A 16,343-nucleotide genomic window follows, 5' to 3' on the forward strand; every position below is an offset into this window, starting at 1 on the left:
AATTAGTCACTTTTTTTAATGGAACGCTACAAAGAAAATCAATTAAAAGTATACAATTCTCTATCTAAAAAGAAAGAGGACTTTAAACCCATAGCAGAAGGTTACGTTGGCATGTATGTTTGCGGACCAACTGTATATAGCAACGCACATTTAGGAAACGTAAGAACTTTTATGTTTTTTGATGTGGTCTATCGTTACTTATTGCATTTAGGATATAAAGTACGTTATGTACGTAATATTACAGATGCTGGTCATTTAGAAAATGATGCCGAAGAAGGCGAAGATAAAATTGCTAAAAAAGCACGTTTAGAACAAATTGAGCCTATGGAAGTTGTACAGCGTTACACTGTAGATTTTCATGATGTTTTAAAAAACTACAACTTTTTACCACCAAGTATAGAACCTACTGCAACAGGTCATATTGTTGAGCAAATAGAAATGATTAAGGAAATCATAGAAAAAGGTTTTGCTTATGAAGTAAATGGTTCTGTTTATTTTGATGTTTTAGAATATAATAATAAAGAAAACTATGGAATCCTTTCTGGGAGAAAAGTAGAAGATTTATTACACAATACTAGAACTTTAGACGGGCAATCAGATAAGAAAAATCCACAAGATTTTGCACTTTGGAAAAAAGCAGATGAAAGACATATTATGCGTTGGCCTTCTCCTTGGAGCGATGGTTTTCCTGGTTGGCATTTAGAATGTTCTGTAATGAGTACAAAATATTTAGGAGACAGTTTCGATATTCATGGTGGCGGAATGGATTTAAAATTCCCGCATCACGAATGCGAAATAGCACAGTCTAAAACGTGTAGCGGTGTTACTCCTGTAAATTATTGGATGCATACAAACATGCTTTCTTTAAACGGACAAAGAATGGCAAAATCTACAGGAAATTTCATTTTACCAAATGAAATTTTATCAGGAGAAAATGACATTTTACCAAAAGCATTTTCTGCAAGTGTGGTTCGTTTCTTTAATATGCAAGCAAGTTATAGAAGTATTTTAGATTTTTCTGGTGAAGCTTTAGAAGCATCAGAAAAAGGGCATTCTAAATTGATGGAAGCCGTTAATTTTGTAGATAAAATTGAAGTTAGTAAAACATCAACATTTAATGTGCAAAATTGGAAAGACAATTGTTATGCTGCGATGAATGATGATTTTAATACACCTATTTTAATTTCTCATTTATTTGAAGCTGTAAAATTGATCTATCAAATAAAAGAAAATAAAGCAAGTTTAACTGCTGTAGATTTAGCTGATTTTAAAGAAACTTTAAACGCTATGGTTTTTGATGTTTTAGGTTTGATGAATGAAAATTCTCAAGACAATTCAGAAAAAATTAATGGAGTAGTGGAGTTGTTGATTAAATTAAGAAAAGAAGCAAGAGAAAATAAAGATTGGGCATTGTCTGATCAAATTAGAGATGAGTTAATTGAATTAGGAATTCAATTAAAAGATGGTAAAGAAGGCACAACTTTTTTAGTAAATTAAGTTGAAAAAAATACTTTCATACCCATTTGTTTTGTTGGTTCGTTTTTATCAAACCGCAATTTCACCATTTACACCAGCAACCTGTAGATACAGTCCTACGTGTTCTCATTACACTATAGAAGCTTTACAAAAACATGGTTTATTTTCTGGTGGTTGGTTAGCACTAAAAAGAATATTTAGTTGTCATCCTTGGGGCGGAAGCGGTTATGATCCTGTACCAGAAAAGAAAGAATAATAAATAATTTTTGAATCATTTAATTTTTCAATAAAATATATGAGTTTTTTAGCAATAGAGTGGAATCCTTCATTAGGAATAGATTTAGGTTTTTTTGTAATACGTTGGTACAGCTTAATGTTTGTAGCGGCATTTTTATTAGGTTTAAGATTAATGAAAAAAATCTATATAGAAGATAAAATTCCTTTAGAAAAATTGGATGTAATTTTTATGTATGTTTTTATTTCTATGTTAATTGGTATGCGTTTAGGAGACGTTTTCTTTTATAGTTGGGATTATTATCAAGATCATTTATTAGAAATTTTCTTACCAATAAAAGAGAGTGTCAACGATTCTTTATTAGGTATAATAAAGGGTTGGAAATTTACAGGTTTCACAGGTTTTGCAAGCCATGGTGCAGCAATTGGTATTCCAATTGCTATGTATTTCTATGCTAAAAAACATTTAAACAAACCTTGGTTATTTATTTTAGATAGATTGGCAATTATGGTTGCTCTAGCTGGATTCTTCATCCGTTTAGGAAATTTTTTCAATTCAGAAATTTATGGAAAACCAACAGGAAGTAATTTTGGAGTTATTTTTAAAGCTGCAGGAGAAACTGTACCAAGACATCCAACTCAATTATATGAAGCATTTAGTTACTTAATATTGTTTTTTGTAATGTGGCATTTGTTTTGGAAAACAGAAAAAAGACAACAAACAGGTTTTCTTTTTGGTTTGTTTTTAGTAGTTCTTTGGTCTTTACGTTTCTTTATTGAATTCTTAAAAGAAGCACAAGTAGAAGGTAGAGAAGATTGGGTTTTAAACTCTTTAAATACAGGGCAAATATTAAGTATTCCGTTAATTTTAATTGGTTTTTGGTTAATGTTTAAGAAAAATAAGACGTCTTAATAACTTTTTCTTAATCTAAATTTCTTATATTTAGATTCTAATTATTTTCATCCCCCGAAAATTATAATTAGCTATGAAACGAAGAATCATTTCCCTATTTCTATTTTTTGCATTTTTGCAGATATCTTTTTATGCGCAAAGTTTAGCATATTCTGGTGCAAATTCTTTTGATATTTCATCACCTACTCATATTGGTGAGTATGTAATACCTAGACAAGAAACAAGACCAACCGGTATGATTTACGGTGATTCTGGTAACAAATTCTATATGTTGGGTTCTGATAGAGACTATGTAGTTCAATATTCATTAAGTACTCCTTACGATATAACTACCAAAAGTGTTATTGAGAGTTCTTTTAGAGTTAAAAATGAAGAAGGCAATCCACAAGACGTTATTTTTAATACTGCTGGAACAAGAATGTATATTTTAGGTGGTGCTGGAGATGATGTTACTGAGTATGTTGTAAATACAGCTTGGGACCTATCTAGTATTGATACAGTAATGGATGTGCCAGTTATCTTTAATGCCGAAGCAGCAATAGATGCATATTTAGGACCAAATAATCATGGTGATGATCTTACAGGTTTTAGATTTAATACTAATGGAACAAAATTGTTCATTGTAGATAGAAGTTCAGACAAGGTTTTTGAGTTCAGTTTAACAGCTTATGATTTATCTACTGCATCTTTAGATAGAGATATTGATATTGCTGGAGAAGAAAATAATGCCAGAGCAATAGAGTTTAATGATGATGGTAAAGAATTATATATTATTGGTCATCAAAGTGATGCTATAAATACTTATAATTTAAGTACCGGTTATGATTTATCAACTCTAGGTACAAAAACCGTAACTGCTGCATTAACTGAAGGAGAACCTAATGCTCTTTTAATAAATAATGATGGTACAAAGGTTTATGTAGCAGGTTTTATAGATCAAGAAATAAAACATTATACTTTAACTCCAGGGTATGATTTTACATCTATTTCATTAGATGATTCGAGTATATTTGTAACATTATTTGAATCAAACCCTCAAGGAATGGTTTTTAATAATGATGGTACAAAACTTTTTGTTGCGGGAGCTACTTCAGATTCGATATTAGAAATTAACCTTTCTACTCCTTATGATATTGGTACTGGTTCTCTAGAAAACGTTTTATCGATTACTAACGAAGAAACAACACCTTTAGGCTTGGCTTTTAATAGTGATGGTTCAACATTATTTGTAATTGGTAATGATGATGATGGCATTAACCAATATGCACTTTCCTCTAATTTCGATTTATCTTCAACGGTAACACATTCTGGTCCATTTTCAGTTGATATTACTGAAACGAACAACGAACAGAGTCCAAGAGATATGGTTTTTAATGGAGATGGATCCAAATTATTTGTTCTTGGTAATAGAAGAGATAGGGTTTTTCAATTTTCTTTATCTTCTAATTATGATTTAACAACACTTGCAGCTGATTATGATGGCAATTATAATGTAAAACCGGTAGATAATTCTCCACAAGGACTTGCTTTTAATAGTGATGGAAGTAAATTTTATATTGCTGGTAAACAAGGAGGTGATATAAATGAATTTACGTTGACTAATAATTTTGATGTAACTACTGGTACAATAACAAATACAAATACGTACTCTATAGCTACTGAAGAAAGTGCTATTCTAGATATTGTTTTTAATGGTGATGGTTCTAAATTTTATATTTGTGGTAATAATGGAGATGATATGAATCAATATTATACAAAATTATTATTACCAGAAACCCCAAATGATGGTACTATAGATGATACAACAAATCCTGTAATTATAACTTTAACAGGAGATACTTTTTTTGCTAGTTCAGGTGTGTTTTCAGCTTCAGAGGTTACTATTAGTAATGTTCCAGAAGGATTGACAGCAGTTTTAACACTTAACTCAAATACAGAAGCTCAATTAAGTTTTACAGGAAAAGCCAATAGTCATTTAAATAGCGATGAAGCCACAGCAAATTTAGAGTTTACATTTTTAGATGCTGCTTTTACAACTTCAAATGCTGCAGATGTACTATATGCTGTTGCAAAAACAAATGTAACAGGTTTTGATTATATTGAATGTGCAGATAATGAAATTGTTTATAATAGCGGTTGGACAGGAGGAAACAATGCTGGAGAACCAGATGATAGTGCTGCAGATTTACTTTTAGGAATTAGAACACAAGGAGATATTACCATTACGGCAAATACTAACTGTGATTGTTTGCATGTAGAAAGTGGACAAACATTAACAATTGCAGACGGAGTTAATTTAACGGTTACAAATGCTTTAGAGCTTGATGGAGATTTACGATTATTAGGAACTTCACAATTAATACAAACACATTCTGGTGTTAAAAACGCATCTGGTAAAGGTAAATTGTATAAAGATGTTACAGGAACTTTAGTAAATGTTTATCAAAGCGGTTATTGGACGTCTCCTGTAACCACAGACGGCTTAACATATAATATTGCAGGAGTTTTAAAAGATGGGTCTACAGCTTTAACAGCATCAAATACACCTTTAGATATTGCTTTTTCTGGAGCTTTTGATGGAGATAATTCAATTTCTCCAATTAGTTTAAGTAGAAAGTGGTTAGCTAAACTTACAAATGCCGGAGATTGGACAAGAGAAATTAGTGAAACTTTAGCTATAAACCCTACAGAAGGGTTTAATAAAAAAAGTACAGGAAATGCTAGTGGACAAAATTATACTTTTGTAGGTAGACCCAATGATGGTGAATATACAAGTGATATAACTACAGGAAATTATAGTTTGTTAGGAAATCCTTATCCTTCACCAATTGATATAGATATTTTTACTTCAGAAAACTCTACTGCTATTACTGGAACTATCTATTTTTATGAAGCAGGAATTGATGTAGATCATTATAGGGCAACATACGTTGGTGGTTATGCAACTCGGGTTGCTAGTATGGGAAATTCGACTTCTTCTTTAGGTGATGGTACAGGAACAAAAATACCAGGACAATTTGTTGGTATTGGTCAAGGTTTTTTTGTAGAAGCTTCAGGAACAGGTGGAACTATTACTTTTAATAATAACACACAAAGAGCTTTGAATACACCAAATGTTTTTTTTAGTAAAAAACAATCAAAGATAGAAACAACAAGTTTCCCAATTTTAAGAATCGGGTTTGAGTTTTTATATAATGAAGAAATATATCATAGACCTGTTTCTGTAGGATTTAGAGGATTAACAAATCAATTTGATGCTGGTTATGAAGCAGAAATGTGGGATTACAACCCTACAGATATGGCTTTAAAAATTAAAGGAAATAATTTACCTTATGCTATTACTGGAATAAATGATTTTAATACAAACCTTGTAATTCCGTTAAAAGTTAAAAGTGATGTAAATAGAGATGTTACATTTAAAATTGATGAAATTATAAATATAGACAGTAATGTTTTTTTATATGATAGTTTTACTCAAAACTATTATAATATTATATCAGAAAACGCTATAATTACTCTAAATTCGGGTGTTTATGATGATCGCTTTTATATAACTTTTAATGAGAAAATTTTAGGTGTTGATAATTATGAATTAAATGAAATTACTATTAGAAATAACAATAACGAATTAATTATTTCATCAGAAAATTTAATAGATGAGGTATTTATTTATAATTTACTGGGTCAAAGTATTATAACTAAAAACAATTATTTTAAAAAATCTAAAATAAACATAAATACCACCCATTTTAAGAAAGGTATTTATGTTATAAAAGCTAAAAACTCAAAAGGTAGTTTTAGTCAAAAAATTAGTATCAACTAAATTTTCTTTATTGGTTTCCTAATTGTAATTTTGTCAAATATGGAGAAACTTAAACTACGTTGGGGAATAGAAAGTAATTGGACTATTGTAGCAATATTTATTGTGTTTGCTCTAAATGGATCTTTTGCAACTTGGGTAGCAAAACCTGTAACTAGTTTTTTTGGATTAGATCCTGAAACTATTTCTGGTTGGATTTATTATCCTTTAAGAATTTTACTAATATTTCCTATCTATCAGTTAACCTTACCAATTGTTGGTTGGTTTTTTGGTCAATTTAAATTTTTTTGGGCTTTTGAAAAGAAATTTTTAAGTAGATTAGGTTTAGGTTTCTTGTTTAAAGATAATAATTAAACCTCAATAATAGAATCCTCTTTTTTCTTATTTATTACGTAGGTGTAAATCCACATAATTGTAAAAGTTGGTATAATATCTAACGGAAGAATCTCTTCTAAAAAAGAAACAATACCTGCTATTTTACCAGTTTTTCCTTTGTACATTTTTGTCATTATATAACCAGAAACAGGTGCCCAAAGTAAATCTAAAAAAGGAACAGGAATAAAACCAATAGCATCTAAAACAATACTAGCAGCTAGTTTTTTGTATTTGTTATTCATACTTTATTATATTCAAAATTCTTGCCAAAAAATGTGCGCTTTCTAAAGAATTCAATAATTTAGCTAAAAACAGGTATTTAAAGTGAAAATAAATCAATTTAAAAATAAAATAGTATCCTTAAAGACTTTAGAATTAGGCGGTTTAGAAGCACAATTTAAAATGGCACCTGAACTTCGTTTGCGTTATAATGCCGATAAAATAAAAGCGAATAATCCAAGAAAAGCTGCAGTTTTGGCATTATTTTATCCGAATGAAAATAATGAAATTACTTTTTTACTCACGCAAAGAGCAAGTTATAAAGGAACACATTCTGCTCAAATAAGTTTTCCAGGCGGGAAATTTGATAAAACAGATACTAATTTACAAGAAACAGCTTTAAGAGAAACCTTTGAAGAAGTTGGTGTTTCAGCGAGTTCTATTACAGTTATTAGAGAATTGACAGATGTGTATATTCCACCAAGTAATTTTTTAGCAACCCCTTTTATTGGTTTTATTGATAGAAGACCAGTTTTTGATACCAATTACGAAGTAGCACAAACTATTGAAGTTTTGGTATCAGATCTTTTAAACGAAGCATCATTAACTACTGTAAATTTAACTACTTCATATATGAAAAATATAGATGTACCTTGTTTTAAATTGAACAATTACATTGTTTGGGGAGCAACGGCAATGATGCTTTCGGAAATTAAAGAACTTTTAAAATCTTAAACTTTGTAATTAGTTTTGTAAGTTTGCTTTTAACCAAGTATTAAAAAAAATTAACAATGCCTTTATTTAAAAGAAATCCTTTTGGTCATATTTTATTTTTGAAAAAAATGATTATTAGAATTTTTGGATTGGTTTCTCATGGACGTTACCGTAAATTCAATAATTTACAGATAGAAGGTTCAGAAATTTTAAGAAACTTACCTGATGAAAATGTTTTATTCATTTCTAATCACCAAACATATTTTGCAGATGTTGCAGCCATGTTTCATGTATTTAATGCTTCTTTAAGTGGAAGAGATGATACTATTAAAAATGTTGGTTATATTTGGCATCCAAAATTAAATCTATATTTTGTTGCTGCTGGAGAAACCATGAAATCTGGTATTTTACCTAAAATATTTGCGTATGCAGGTTCTGTTTCTATAGATAGAACTTGGCGTAGTGACGGTAAAGATGTAAAAAGACAAGTTAAAAATTCTGATATCTCTAATATTGGTAAAGCCATAAAAGATGGTTGGGTTATTACATTTCCGCAAGGAACAACAACACCTTTTAAGCCAATTAGACGAGGAACTGCACATATTATAAAAACCTGTAAACCAATTGTTGTACCTATTGTTATTGATGGTTTTAGACGTTCTTTTGATAAAAAAGGACTGAACATTAAAAAACGTAATGTATTACAATCTATGGTAATTAAAGAACCTTTAGATATAGATTACGATAATGAAAGCATTGCAGATATTGTAACAAAAATTGAATACGCAATTGAGCAACATCCTTCATTCTTAAAAGTTTTATCTGTTAAAGAAATAGAAGAATTAACGAAAGAGGAAAAAGCATTAAACAAAAAACGTAAATTCTGGAGTTAATAAACTCGTTGGAATTGATTATATTATTTTAAGCATCTAATTATACTGAATTTAATCAGGAAATTAGATGCTTTTTTTTGCCCTTTAATTCAATATAATTTCTAGCTAAACAAATAGCGAATCAATTGATTTTCTACGGTTTGTGAAAATTAGATTTAATGTATTCTGTTTACTTATTAGAAATAGTAACCATAATTATTTTTCTCATGGGTTTCTGTTTGCTTGTTAATTAATAAAGAAGTGCTGAATTTAACAGTAAAACCAGCAGTTTTAAACAAAAAAAAGCCCCACAATATTGTGAGGCTTTTAGTATAATAAGAATTACTTTTTAAATTAATTCTTTACTTTCTTTTTAAATTCATCAAATTTATCAGCTTTTGGTTTTGGCCAGCTGTTATTAGAAGTATCTACATCTGCAGTCTCAAAATCTGGATCAACCACAATACTCTTAATTTCTTTAGAAGAAGCAAATACTCTCTTAGCAGTAGTATCACTTCTCATCCAGATTTGAGCAGGAAAAGTTTCTCTTTTTGTTGTACCATCTGCGTAAGTCAATTCAACAATAATTGGCATAATTAAACCACCTGGCTTTTCAAATTCAACAGAATAAATATATGCAGGAACTTCTTTTCCGTCAGCATACTTATTCATTGCGCTAGAATTAGCATCTTCTTTTTTATCCGTTATGTAAACTAAATCACCTAAACTTTCGAAGTAAGATTTGTATTGTTCTTTTAATTTGATTACTCTTTCACTTTCTTTATCAGTTAAATATAAAGGTTTTACATTTTTAATACCAATATCATTTACGTCTGTTGTATAGAACCAACCTCTAAAGAACCAATCTAAATCCATACCAGATGCATCTTGCATAGATCTAAAGAAATCTTCTGGAGTTGGGTGTTTAAACATCCAACGTTTAGAATATGTTCTAAAAGCATGGTCAAATAATTCTGGACCCATAATTGTTTTTCTCAAAATATATAAACCAGCAGCTGGTTTAGAATATGCATTTGGACCAAATTGTTTTACATAATCTCCTTGAGACATAATAGGAGAGATGTTAGATTGATCTCCACCCATATATCTAGTAATATCTTTTGCAGGGTTTGAAGCAAATAATTCTGGATCATACACATCTTCAGCTAAAATTTCAACAAAAGAGTTTAAACCTTCATCCATCCAAGTCCATTGTCTTTCATCAGAATTTACAATCATTGGAAAAAAGTTATGTCCAACTTCATGAATAATTACACCTAACATTCCTTTTTTAGTTCTGTCTGAATACGTTCCGTCTGCTTTTGGTCTACCAAAATTGAAACAAATCATTGGGTATTCCATTCCTTGTCTTTCTGAATGTACAGAAACAGCTTTAGGATAAGGGTAATCGAAAGTTATTTTAGAATATTCGATAAGTGTAGTCGCAATTGCTCTTGTAGAATGCTCTTCCCATAAAGGGTTTCCTTCTTTAGGATATAAAGAAGTAGCCATAATTGTTTTACCATTTACGTTAACTGCCATTGCATCCCAAATGTATTTTCTTGAAGTTGCAAAAGCATAATCACGTACGTTTTTTGCTTTATATTTCCAAGTTTTTGTACCTGTTGCGCGTCCTTTTTCAGTTTTTTCTGCTTCTTTTTGAGTTACAATTAAAACAGGATTGTCAAAAGTTTTTCTAGCTTTCGCTAAACGTTTGCGTTGTGTTCTTGTAAGAACCTCTTTTTCATTTTGTAAAGAACCAGTAGCTTCTACAATATGATCAGAAGGTACTGTTAAGTTTACTTCGTAATCTCCAAATTCTAAAGCGAATTCCGAACGACCCCAGAATTGCATGTTTTGCCATCCTTCAACATTATTGTAAACCGCTAATCTTGGAAAGAATTGTGCAATTGTATAATTGTTGTTACCGTCTTTAAAAGTTTCTAAACCAGAACGACCACCATCTTTGTTGATGTCATTAATTAAGTAATTCCATTGAATTCTAAATTCGAATGTTTTACCAGGAGCTAATGCTGTTGGTAAATTAATACGCATCATGGTTCTATTAATAAAATGAGATAACGGAGAACCATTACTTTCTACTTTTGTAATGTTGTAACCAAAACCTTTCTTTTGTTCCATATAAGAACTTTTAAAGTTATCTGGCGTTACAAACGGAGAAGCACTATTAGATTTAGCTAACGGAGATTTAGAATCGTCTGCTCTCATGTTTTGGTCTAACTGAACCCATAAATATTCTAAATGGTCTTTAGAATTATTATGATAAGTAATATTTTCATCACCATAAATTTTGTTTGCACTTTCGTCTAAACGAATGTCCATAACATAATCTACTTTTTGTTGAGTGTATTGATGCCCTGGTGCACCAGAAGCAGCATGTTGATCATTTGGCGTAGCAAAAACATCCTTCATTTGTCTGAATTTGTTTTGATCTGTGTGCCCTTGTTGTGTTTCCTTTTTTTCTTTAGTTTTTTCTTGCGCTATTGCTGTAAAACTGATAAAGAAAAGTGAAAACACTAATAAAGAAAGTTTTTTCATAATTATCTATATTGATTTAAATATGTCGTCTAAATTAAGCATATATGAGCAGATTAGTTAAATGTTGTTAAAATTTTAACAAATCTTTATAAAAAAAGCGAGTAGAAAATGAATTCAACTCGCTTTTTAATGATTTAATTGAAAGGATTAACCTTTTATTTTGTTTTTAAATTTTTCAAATTTATTTTTACTCTTTTTTGGCCAACTGTTATTAGATGTATCTACATCTGCAGTTTCTAAATCTGGGTCAATAGTAATATTTTTAATTTCTTTTGATGAAGAAAATACTTTAGTTACCTCATTATCATTATACCTCCAAATTTGTGCTGGATATGTTTTCTTTTCTTTTGTACCATCATTATAAGTAAATTCAACAATAATCGGCATTACTAAACCACCTGGTTTGTTGTAAGTAATTTCATAATGATATTTACTATGTTTACTAGAAAAACCTAAACCATTAGATGTATCTTCAATAAATTCAACAGATCCTTCGCTTTTTTTAGTAGCGTATTTTTTAACACCTGTTATACCAATATCTGTAACATCTGTTGTGTAAAACCATCCTCTCCAGAACCAATCTAAATCTATACCAGAAGCATCTTCCATAGATCTAAAGAAATCTGCAGGAGTTGGGTGTTTAAACATCCATCTTTGAGAATAAGATCTAAATGCATGATCAAATAACTCTTTACCCATAATTGTTTCACGAAGAATCCATAAAGCAGTTGCAGGTTTACCATATGCATTGTTACCAAAACTATACACATTATCTCCTTTAGACATAATTGGTGCAATTTTAGATTGATCTCCTGCCATATACTTTACAATATTTTTTGGGTAACCTCTAACAATAGGAAAGTCTTTGTCGTAGTCTAATTCTGCTTGCATTTCCATGTAAGAATTTAAACCTTCATCCATCCAAGTCCATTGCCTTTCATCAGAATTTACAATCATTGGAAAGAAATTATGACCAACTTCATGAATGGTAACTTTTATCATTCTATATTTAGTTCTATCAGAATAAGTTCCGTCTGCATTTGGTCTTCCTGGGTTAAAACAAATTTGAGGATATTCCATTCCCATTTGCCCATCTACAGAAATTGCTTTGTGATAAGGGTAATCAAATGTAAATTTAGAATACGTTTTTAATGTTTGTGCAACAGCTCTTGTAGAGTGTTCTCCGTATAAAGGATTTGCTTCTTTAGAATATAAAGAATATGCCATTACCGTTTTACCATTTATATCTACTGCTTGAGCGTCCCAAATAAATTTTCTAGAAGTTGCAAAAGCGTAATCTCTTACGTTTTTAGCAATAAATTTCCAAGTTTTTGTTTTTTTAGATTTACTTTTTTCAATTTTAGTAGCTTCCTCTTGAGTACGAATAATTACTGGGTTGTCAAACGTTTTTTTAGCTGTAGCTAATCTTTTTAATTCAGTTTTTGATAAAACCTCACGATCATTTTGTAAAACACCAGTTGCACCTAGCATGTGATCTGCTGGTGTTGTAATATTTACTGTATAATCTCCAAATTCTAAAGCGAATTCACTTTTTCCCCAAAATTGCTCATTTTGCCAACCTTCTACATTATCATACACACAAAGTCTTGGAAAAAATTGCGCAATTACATAATTGTTATTTCCATTTTCAATAAAATGTTCGAAACCAGATCTTCCACCTTGCGTTCTATGATTGTTAATGTTGTACCACCATTTAATTTTAAATCTAAAAGTTTCACCAGAAGTCAATGGTTTTGTTAAGTTAATTCGCATCATTGTTTGATTAATAGTGTGCGATAAATTACTACCATCCATGTTGGTAACACTTGTAATTTTAAATCCACCATCGAAAGGTTTTTCAGGGAAGTTTCTATTAAATCTAGCTTCGCTTACTTTTTTAGGAACTTTACCAGATTGAATATCTGGAGTTTTAGAATCTAAAGCACGCATATTTTGGTCTAATTGCAACCATAAATAAGATAATTCGTCTACAGAATTATTGTGATATGTAATAATTTCATTTCCAGAAATTTTTTGATTATCGTCATCTAAAACGATATCCATAACATAATCTACCTTTTGTTGCGTGTAATTTTTACCTGGCGCACCAGAAGCAGTTCTTCGACTATTCGGGGTTGCCAAAACGTCTTTTAACTGTTTAAATTTATTTTGATTGGTATGCCCTTGTTTTGTAATCGATTGTTCTTGCGCAAAAGACGCAGTTGCTACAAAAAGTAAAGAGAATAGAAGTAAAGTAACTTTTTTCATTTGTACATTAATTATATTAATAGCGTACAAATTAAGAAAACCTTAATTGAAAAGTTAAAAAGAGTTAAAACTTTAACAAACCTTTATCACTTTCAGCAGTTAGTAAAATACTTTTATGCTTTTTACCCACTTTAGATTTTATTAAGTTTTGTTGTTTAGGAAAATGAGTTGTTAAGATTTTATTACTAACATCAATAGTTTTTAGACTTTCGATGTTTTCAATTTCAAGGTAAAAATAGACCAAATCGCCTTCATATTCTTTACCAATATAGTTGAAGTCTTTAGCACTACCATCTATTTTAAAGTGTAATTTTTTGTTTAAATACTTTTTAAAATAAACATCATTATCTTTTAGTTCTTTACCTGTAGTTAACTGTAAGTCAATGTCATAGTCTTTGTTTAAAGCAAATTCAATATCGTCCATAAAAACATTTATAATTATTTGAACTGATTTAGTTTCGCTCTTAAAATTAATCTGTGTTAAACTTAGATAATATTTATGTGCAGTAAAAGAAAGTGCAGGAATTATAACTAGAAGTAAAAGTGTTTTTTTAATTTTCATAAACTATAGAAATCAATTATTGCGCCAAATTACTCTTTTTCAATGATTTTTAAATAAGAAATACTTTCTGTTTGCAAAACTTTAATGAGTTCTAAAATTTTACCTTCTTTATGTAAGTTTTCAATACCTAAAGGATTACAATATTCTAAAAAATGAAAATAATTATCTACAGGAATCTTTAATTTGTCAAAGAAAAAGGAATCACCTAATTCTGATAAAATTTTATAAGGAAACGCTTTATTGAGAGCTAGTTTTTTACGTAAAGCCCATAAACGTTCAGAATATTTAAAAGGCATACTTACAAAGCCACCAGCACCTACAAATTTTTTGGTTGGATCTGTGTTGACTATTTGTGGTCTCACTCTTTTGTCTATATAATCATCTGCTTCTACAATTTTCATGTTTATGTTAGAAAAATCCATAACATCACTTAATAAAGAATCTTTTTTATTAGTAGGAACGCTTTTAGAGTCAATACCTAATCTGCCTGTTAAATTGTGTCTTTTTAAGTCGAACTCATCTAAAATATAGGTATTTGCTTTTAATGTAATCGTTATATTCTTATTTTTTAAATTATTTTTTGTGATGACAATTTTCTTGGTTATATGTTGTACAGAAGAAATTCTTAAAGAATCTCCTTCTGAAACAAAGATTCTAAAACTACCAATATCTGAAGAAAATGTACCTTGATTGGTTTTTAAGTTGATGATATTTGCATTTTTTACAACACCTAAAGAATCTAATACTTTTCCGTTAAGTATTGTTTTTCTTTCTTGTGAAAAAGATGAAAATGACAATAAAATTAATAAGAATGTTAGAAGTAATTTTTTTGCCATATAGTTTTGTTTATTTTTTAGTTAAAAATAAATCTTCATTTAATATTTTATGAGGATAAATTTTTCCTTCTCTTATTAACAAAGTTGTTAATTTAATGCTATTATCACTTTTAAAGATATTAATTATGTTTTTATCTATACAGTAATTTAAAAATTGATTGATATATTCTTTCTTAATTTTTAGATCAGTTATAAAAAAATCATCAGTATATTTTTTTCTTATTTTTAAAAGATCATCATCTTCTGCAACTAATTTTTTAAGTAGTTTCTCTCTTCTTTTATTTCCGTTAATTGAATTTATGAGATTATCTAAACTAATAACGCCACCAGATTTAAATTTTATAATTGAATTGTCTTTTTTTGGTTGTGTATTTACATACGGTAAATTTAAAGTTGTTGCATTAACAACCGGACCTTGGTACGTTGTAATATCTTTATCTTGATAAAAAATACTTCTCGGTTTTTCTAATGTAAATTCATTTAAAGTATATGTTTTTTCGTTTAATGAAATTGTAAAATTAATGTCAGATAAAATTTTATTTGTAATTAAAATAAACTTCTCTTGCAGATTAACATGAGAAACTAATATACTATCACCAAGTTTTACAGGGATTTCAAAAAAACCATTGTCATTGGTAATTGTGCCAATATTTGTGTTTGTATTTAGAACATGAACGTCTGAAATAGACAAACTATTAAGAATAGTTTTTCCTTTTAGAATTGTTCTTTTTTCTTGTGCATTAACTATTGTAATCACAAAAAACGAACTAAATAAAAAAAGCAGTTTTCTCATCGCTACAAAGAAAGTAGGTGAGGGTCTTAAAAGTGTATTAAAGGAATTGTAAACTTATGTTAAATAAAAAAAAGTGCCATATTAATGTGGCACTTTTAAGAGTTAAAAAATAAATACTATTTTTCTAATTCGATGTATATAGTCGCTTTTAAGTGAACAGATTCACCATTATCCGTTTCAGTTTGATCAACTTCTCCTTTTAATTTTAAGTAGTTTGTAGAAAATTCTTCAACATTTAAAACTGTAGGTAAATTTCCATTTTCTGTTATTGTAATTGCGTTGCCGTTTAAAGCCCAATCAATAGAAGTAATAGGAACTAAATCGGTATCTATTTCTTGTTCTTCAACTTGATTTTGACCTAAAAAAGAAGCAGTCGTTACAAACGTGTATTTTCCATTTAAATTTAATTTAGTTGGATTGTCAGAAAATATAAATCTAAAATCTATGTTTTTAGCTTCTGCAGAATAATTGGCCGTTAAAGTTTGTCCTTGGGTTGTTATTGCTAAACTACCATCTTCAATAATTTGACTTTTAAGATTCCACGTACCAATTAAATCAGCACTTGTAATATTTAATGCAGCATTATTGTTTGTTTCACAAGATGATAAAAAAGTAACTAATGTAAGTATTAATAAAATTTTCGTTTTCATAATTTCGTAGTTTATTTTAAACAAAAATACGTAAAAAAATATTTGTATAAAA

General features: G+C 29.3%; 14 protein-coding genes. 7 read left to right on the forward strand and 7 right to left on the reverse strand.

Features of this window, described 5'->3' with window-relative positions; translation table 11 throughout:
- Positions 1-18 precede the first annotated feature (18 nt).
- From cysS to V3V28_RS10840, 5 genes are all read left to right on the forward strand, one after another.
- A complete protein-coding gene (cysS, locus tag V3V28_RS10820) occupies positions 19-1,497 on the forward strand; it encodes a cysteine--tRNA ligase (RefSeq protein WP_331365030.1) in 1,479 nt (492 codons plus the stop codon).
- A gap of 1 nt (position 1,498) precedes the next feature.
- Positions 1,499-1,732 (forward strand): membrane protein insertion efficiency factor YidD, encoded by a 234-nt coding sequence (yidD, locus tag V3V28_RS10825; protein WP_331365031.1) that lies wholly within the window; start codon positions 1,499-1,501, stop codon positions 1,730-1,732.
- A gap of 39 nt (positions 1,733-1,771) precedes the next feature.
- Entirely contained in the window at positions 1,772-2,623 is an 852-nt protein-coding gene (lgt, locus tag V3V28_RS10830; protein ID WP_331365032.1) for a prolipoprotein diacylglyceryl transferase, read from the forward strand.
- A gap of 73 nt (positions 2,624-2,696) precedes the next feature.
- The gene (locus V3V28_RS10835) at positions 2,697-6,446 is read left to right on the forward strand and encodes a beta-propeller fold lactonase family protein (protein WP_331365033.1); all 3,750 of its coding nucleotides are present in this window, start codon (positions 2,697-2,699) and stop codon (positions 6,444-6,446) included.
- 39 nt (positions 6,447-6,485) lie between these two features.
- Positions 6,486-6,797, forward strand: a complete 312-nt coding sequence (locus V3V28_RS10840; protein WP_331365034.1) for a DUF6787 family protein — start codon at positions 6,486-6,488, stop codon at positions 6,795-6,797.
- Here V3V28_RS10840 and V3V28_RS10845 read toward each other — a convergent pair.
- A complete protein-coding gene (locus tag V3V28_RS10845; protein ID WP_331365035.1) occupies positions 6,794-7,060 on the reverse strand; it encodes a hypothetical protein in 267 nt (88 codons plus the stop codon). The two genes, V3V28_RS10840 and V3V28_RS10845, sit on opposite strands and share 4 nt — an antisense overlap.
- A gap of 82 nt (positions 7,061-7,142) precedes the next feature.
- Here V3V28_RS10845 and V3V28_RS10850 point away from each other — a divergent pair, with 82 nt between their 5' ends.
- Together V3V28_RS10850 and V3V28_RS10855 are read left to right on the forward strand one after the other, a co-directional pair.
- Entirely contained in the window at positions 7,143-7,772 is a 630-nt protein-coding gene (locus V3V28_RS10850) for an NUDIX hydrolase (RefSeq protein WP_331365036.1), read from the forward strand.
- A gap of 56 nt (positions 7,773-7,828) precedes the next feature.
- Positions 7,829-8,644, forward strand: a complete 816-nt coding sequence (locus tag V3V28_RS10855; RefSeq protein ID WP_331365037.1) for a lysophospholipid acyltransferase family protein — start codon at positions 7,829-7,831, stop codon at positions 8,642-8,644.
- 333 nt (positions 8,645-8,977) lie between these two features.
- Here V3V28_RS10855 and V3V28_RS10860 read toward each other — a convergent pair whose 3' ends face one another.
- The 6 genes from V3V28_RS10860 to V3V28_RS10885 all read right to left on the reverse strand — a co-directional run bounded on the left by V3V28_RS10860 (position 8,978) and on the right by V3V28_RS10885 (position 16,291).
- Positions 8,978-11,182, reverse strand: coding sequence for a M1 family metallopeptidase (locus V3V28_RS10860; protein ID WP_331365038.1), 2,205 nt, complete (start codon positions 11,180-11,182; stop codon positions 8,978-8,980).
- Positions 11,183-11,329: 147 nt separating this feature from the next.
- The gene (locus V3V28_RS10865; RefSeq protein ID WP_331365039.1) at positions 11,330-13,450 is read right to left on the reverse strand and encodes a M1 family metallopeptidase; all 2,121 of its coding nucleotides are present in this window, start codon (positions 13,448-13,450) and stop codon (positions 11,330-11,332) included.
- A 64-nt stretch (positions 13,451-13,514) separates the two neighbouring features.
- On the reverse strand, positions 13,515-14,012 hold the full coding sequence (locus tag V3V28_RS10870) for a DUF6702 family protein (protein ID WP_331365040.1): 498 nt from the start codon (positions 14,010-14,012) through the stop codon (positions 13,515-13,517).
- A gap of 29 nt (positions 14,013-14,041) precedes the next feature.
- Positions 14,042-14,848 carry a hypothetical protein gene (locus V3V28_RS10875; protein ID WP_331365041.1) on the reverse strand — a complete coding sequence of 269 codons (807 nt, stop codon included), beginning with the start codon at positions 14,846-14,848 and terminating at the stop codon, positions 14,042-14,044.
- A 10-nt stretch (positions 14,849-14,858) separates the two neighbouring features.
- Complete coding sequence (locus V3V28_RS10880) at positions 14,859-15,605, reverse strand: hypothetical protein (RefSeq protein ID WP_331365042.1); 747 nt, start codon at positions 15,603-15,605, stop codon at positions 14,859-14,861.
- A gap of 152 nt (positions 15,606-15,757) precedes the next feature.
- The gene (locus V3V28_RS10885) at positions 15,758-16,291 is read right to left on the reverse strand and encodes a hypothetical protein (protein WP_331365043.1); all 534 of its coding nucleotides are present in this window, start codon (positions 16,289-16,291) and stop codon (positions 15,758-15,760) included.
- Between the last annotated feature and the right edge of the window lie 52 nt (positions 16,292-16,343).

Origin of the sequence: Polaribacter sp. (genome assembly GCF_036480315.1) — a bacterium.
Lineage (GTDB): Bacteria > Bacteroidota > Bacteroidia > Flavobacteriales > Flavobacteriaceae > Polaribacter.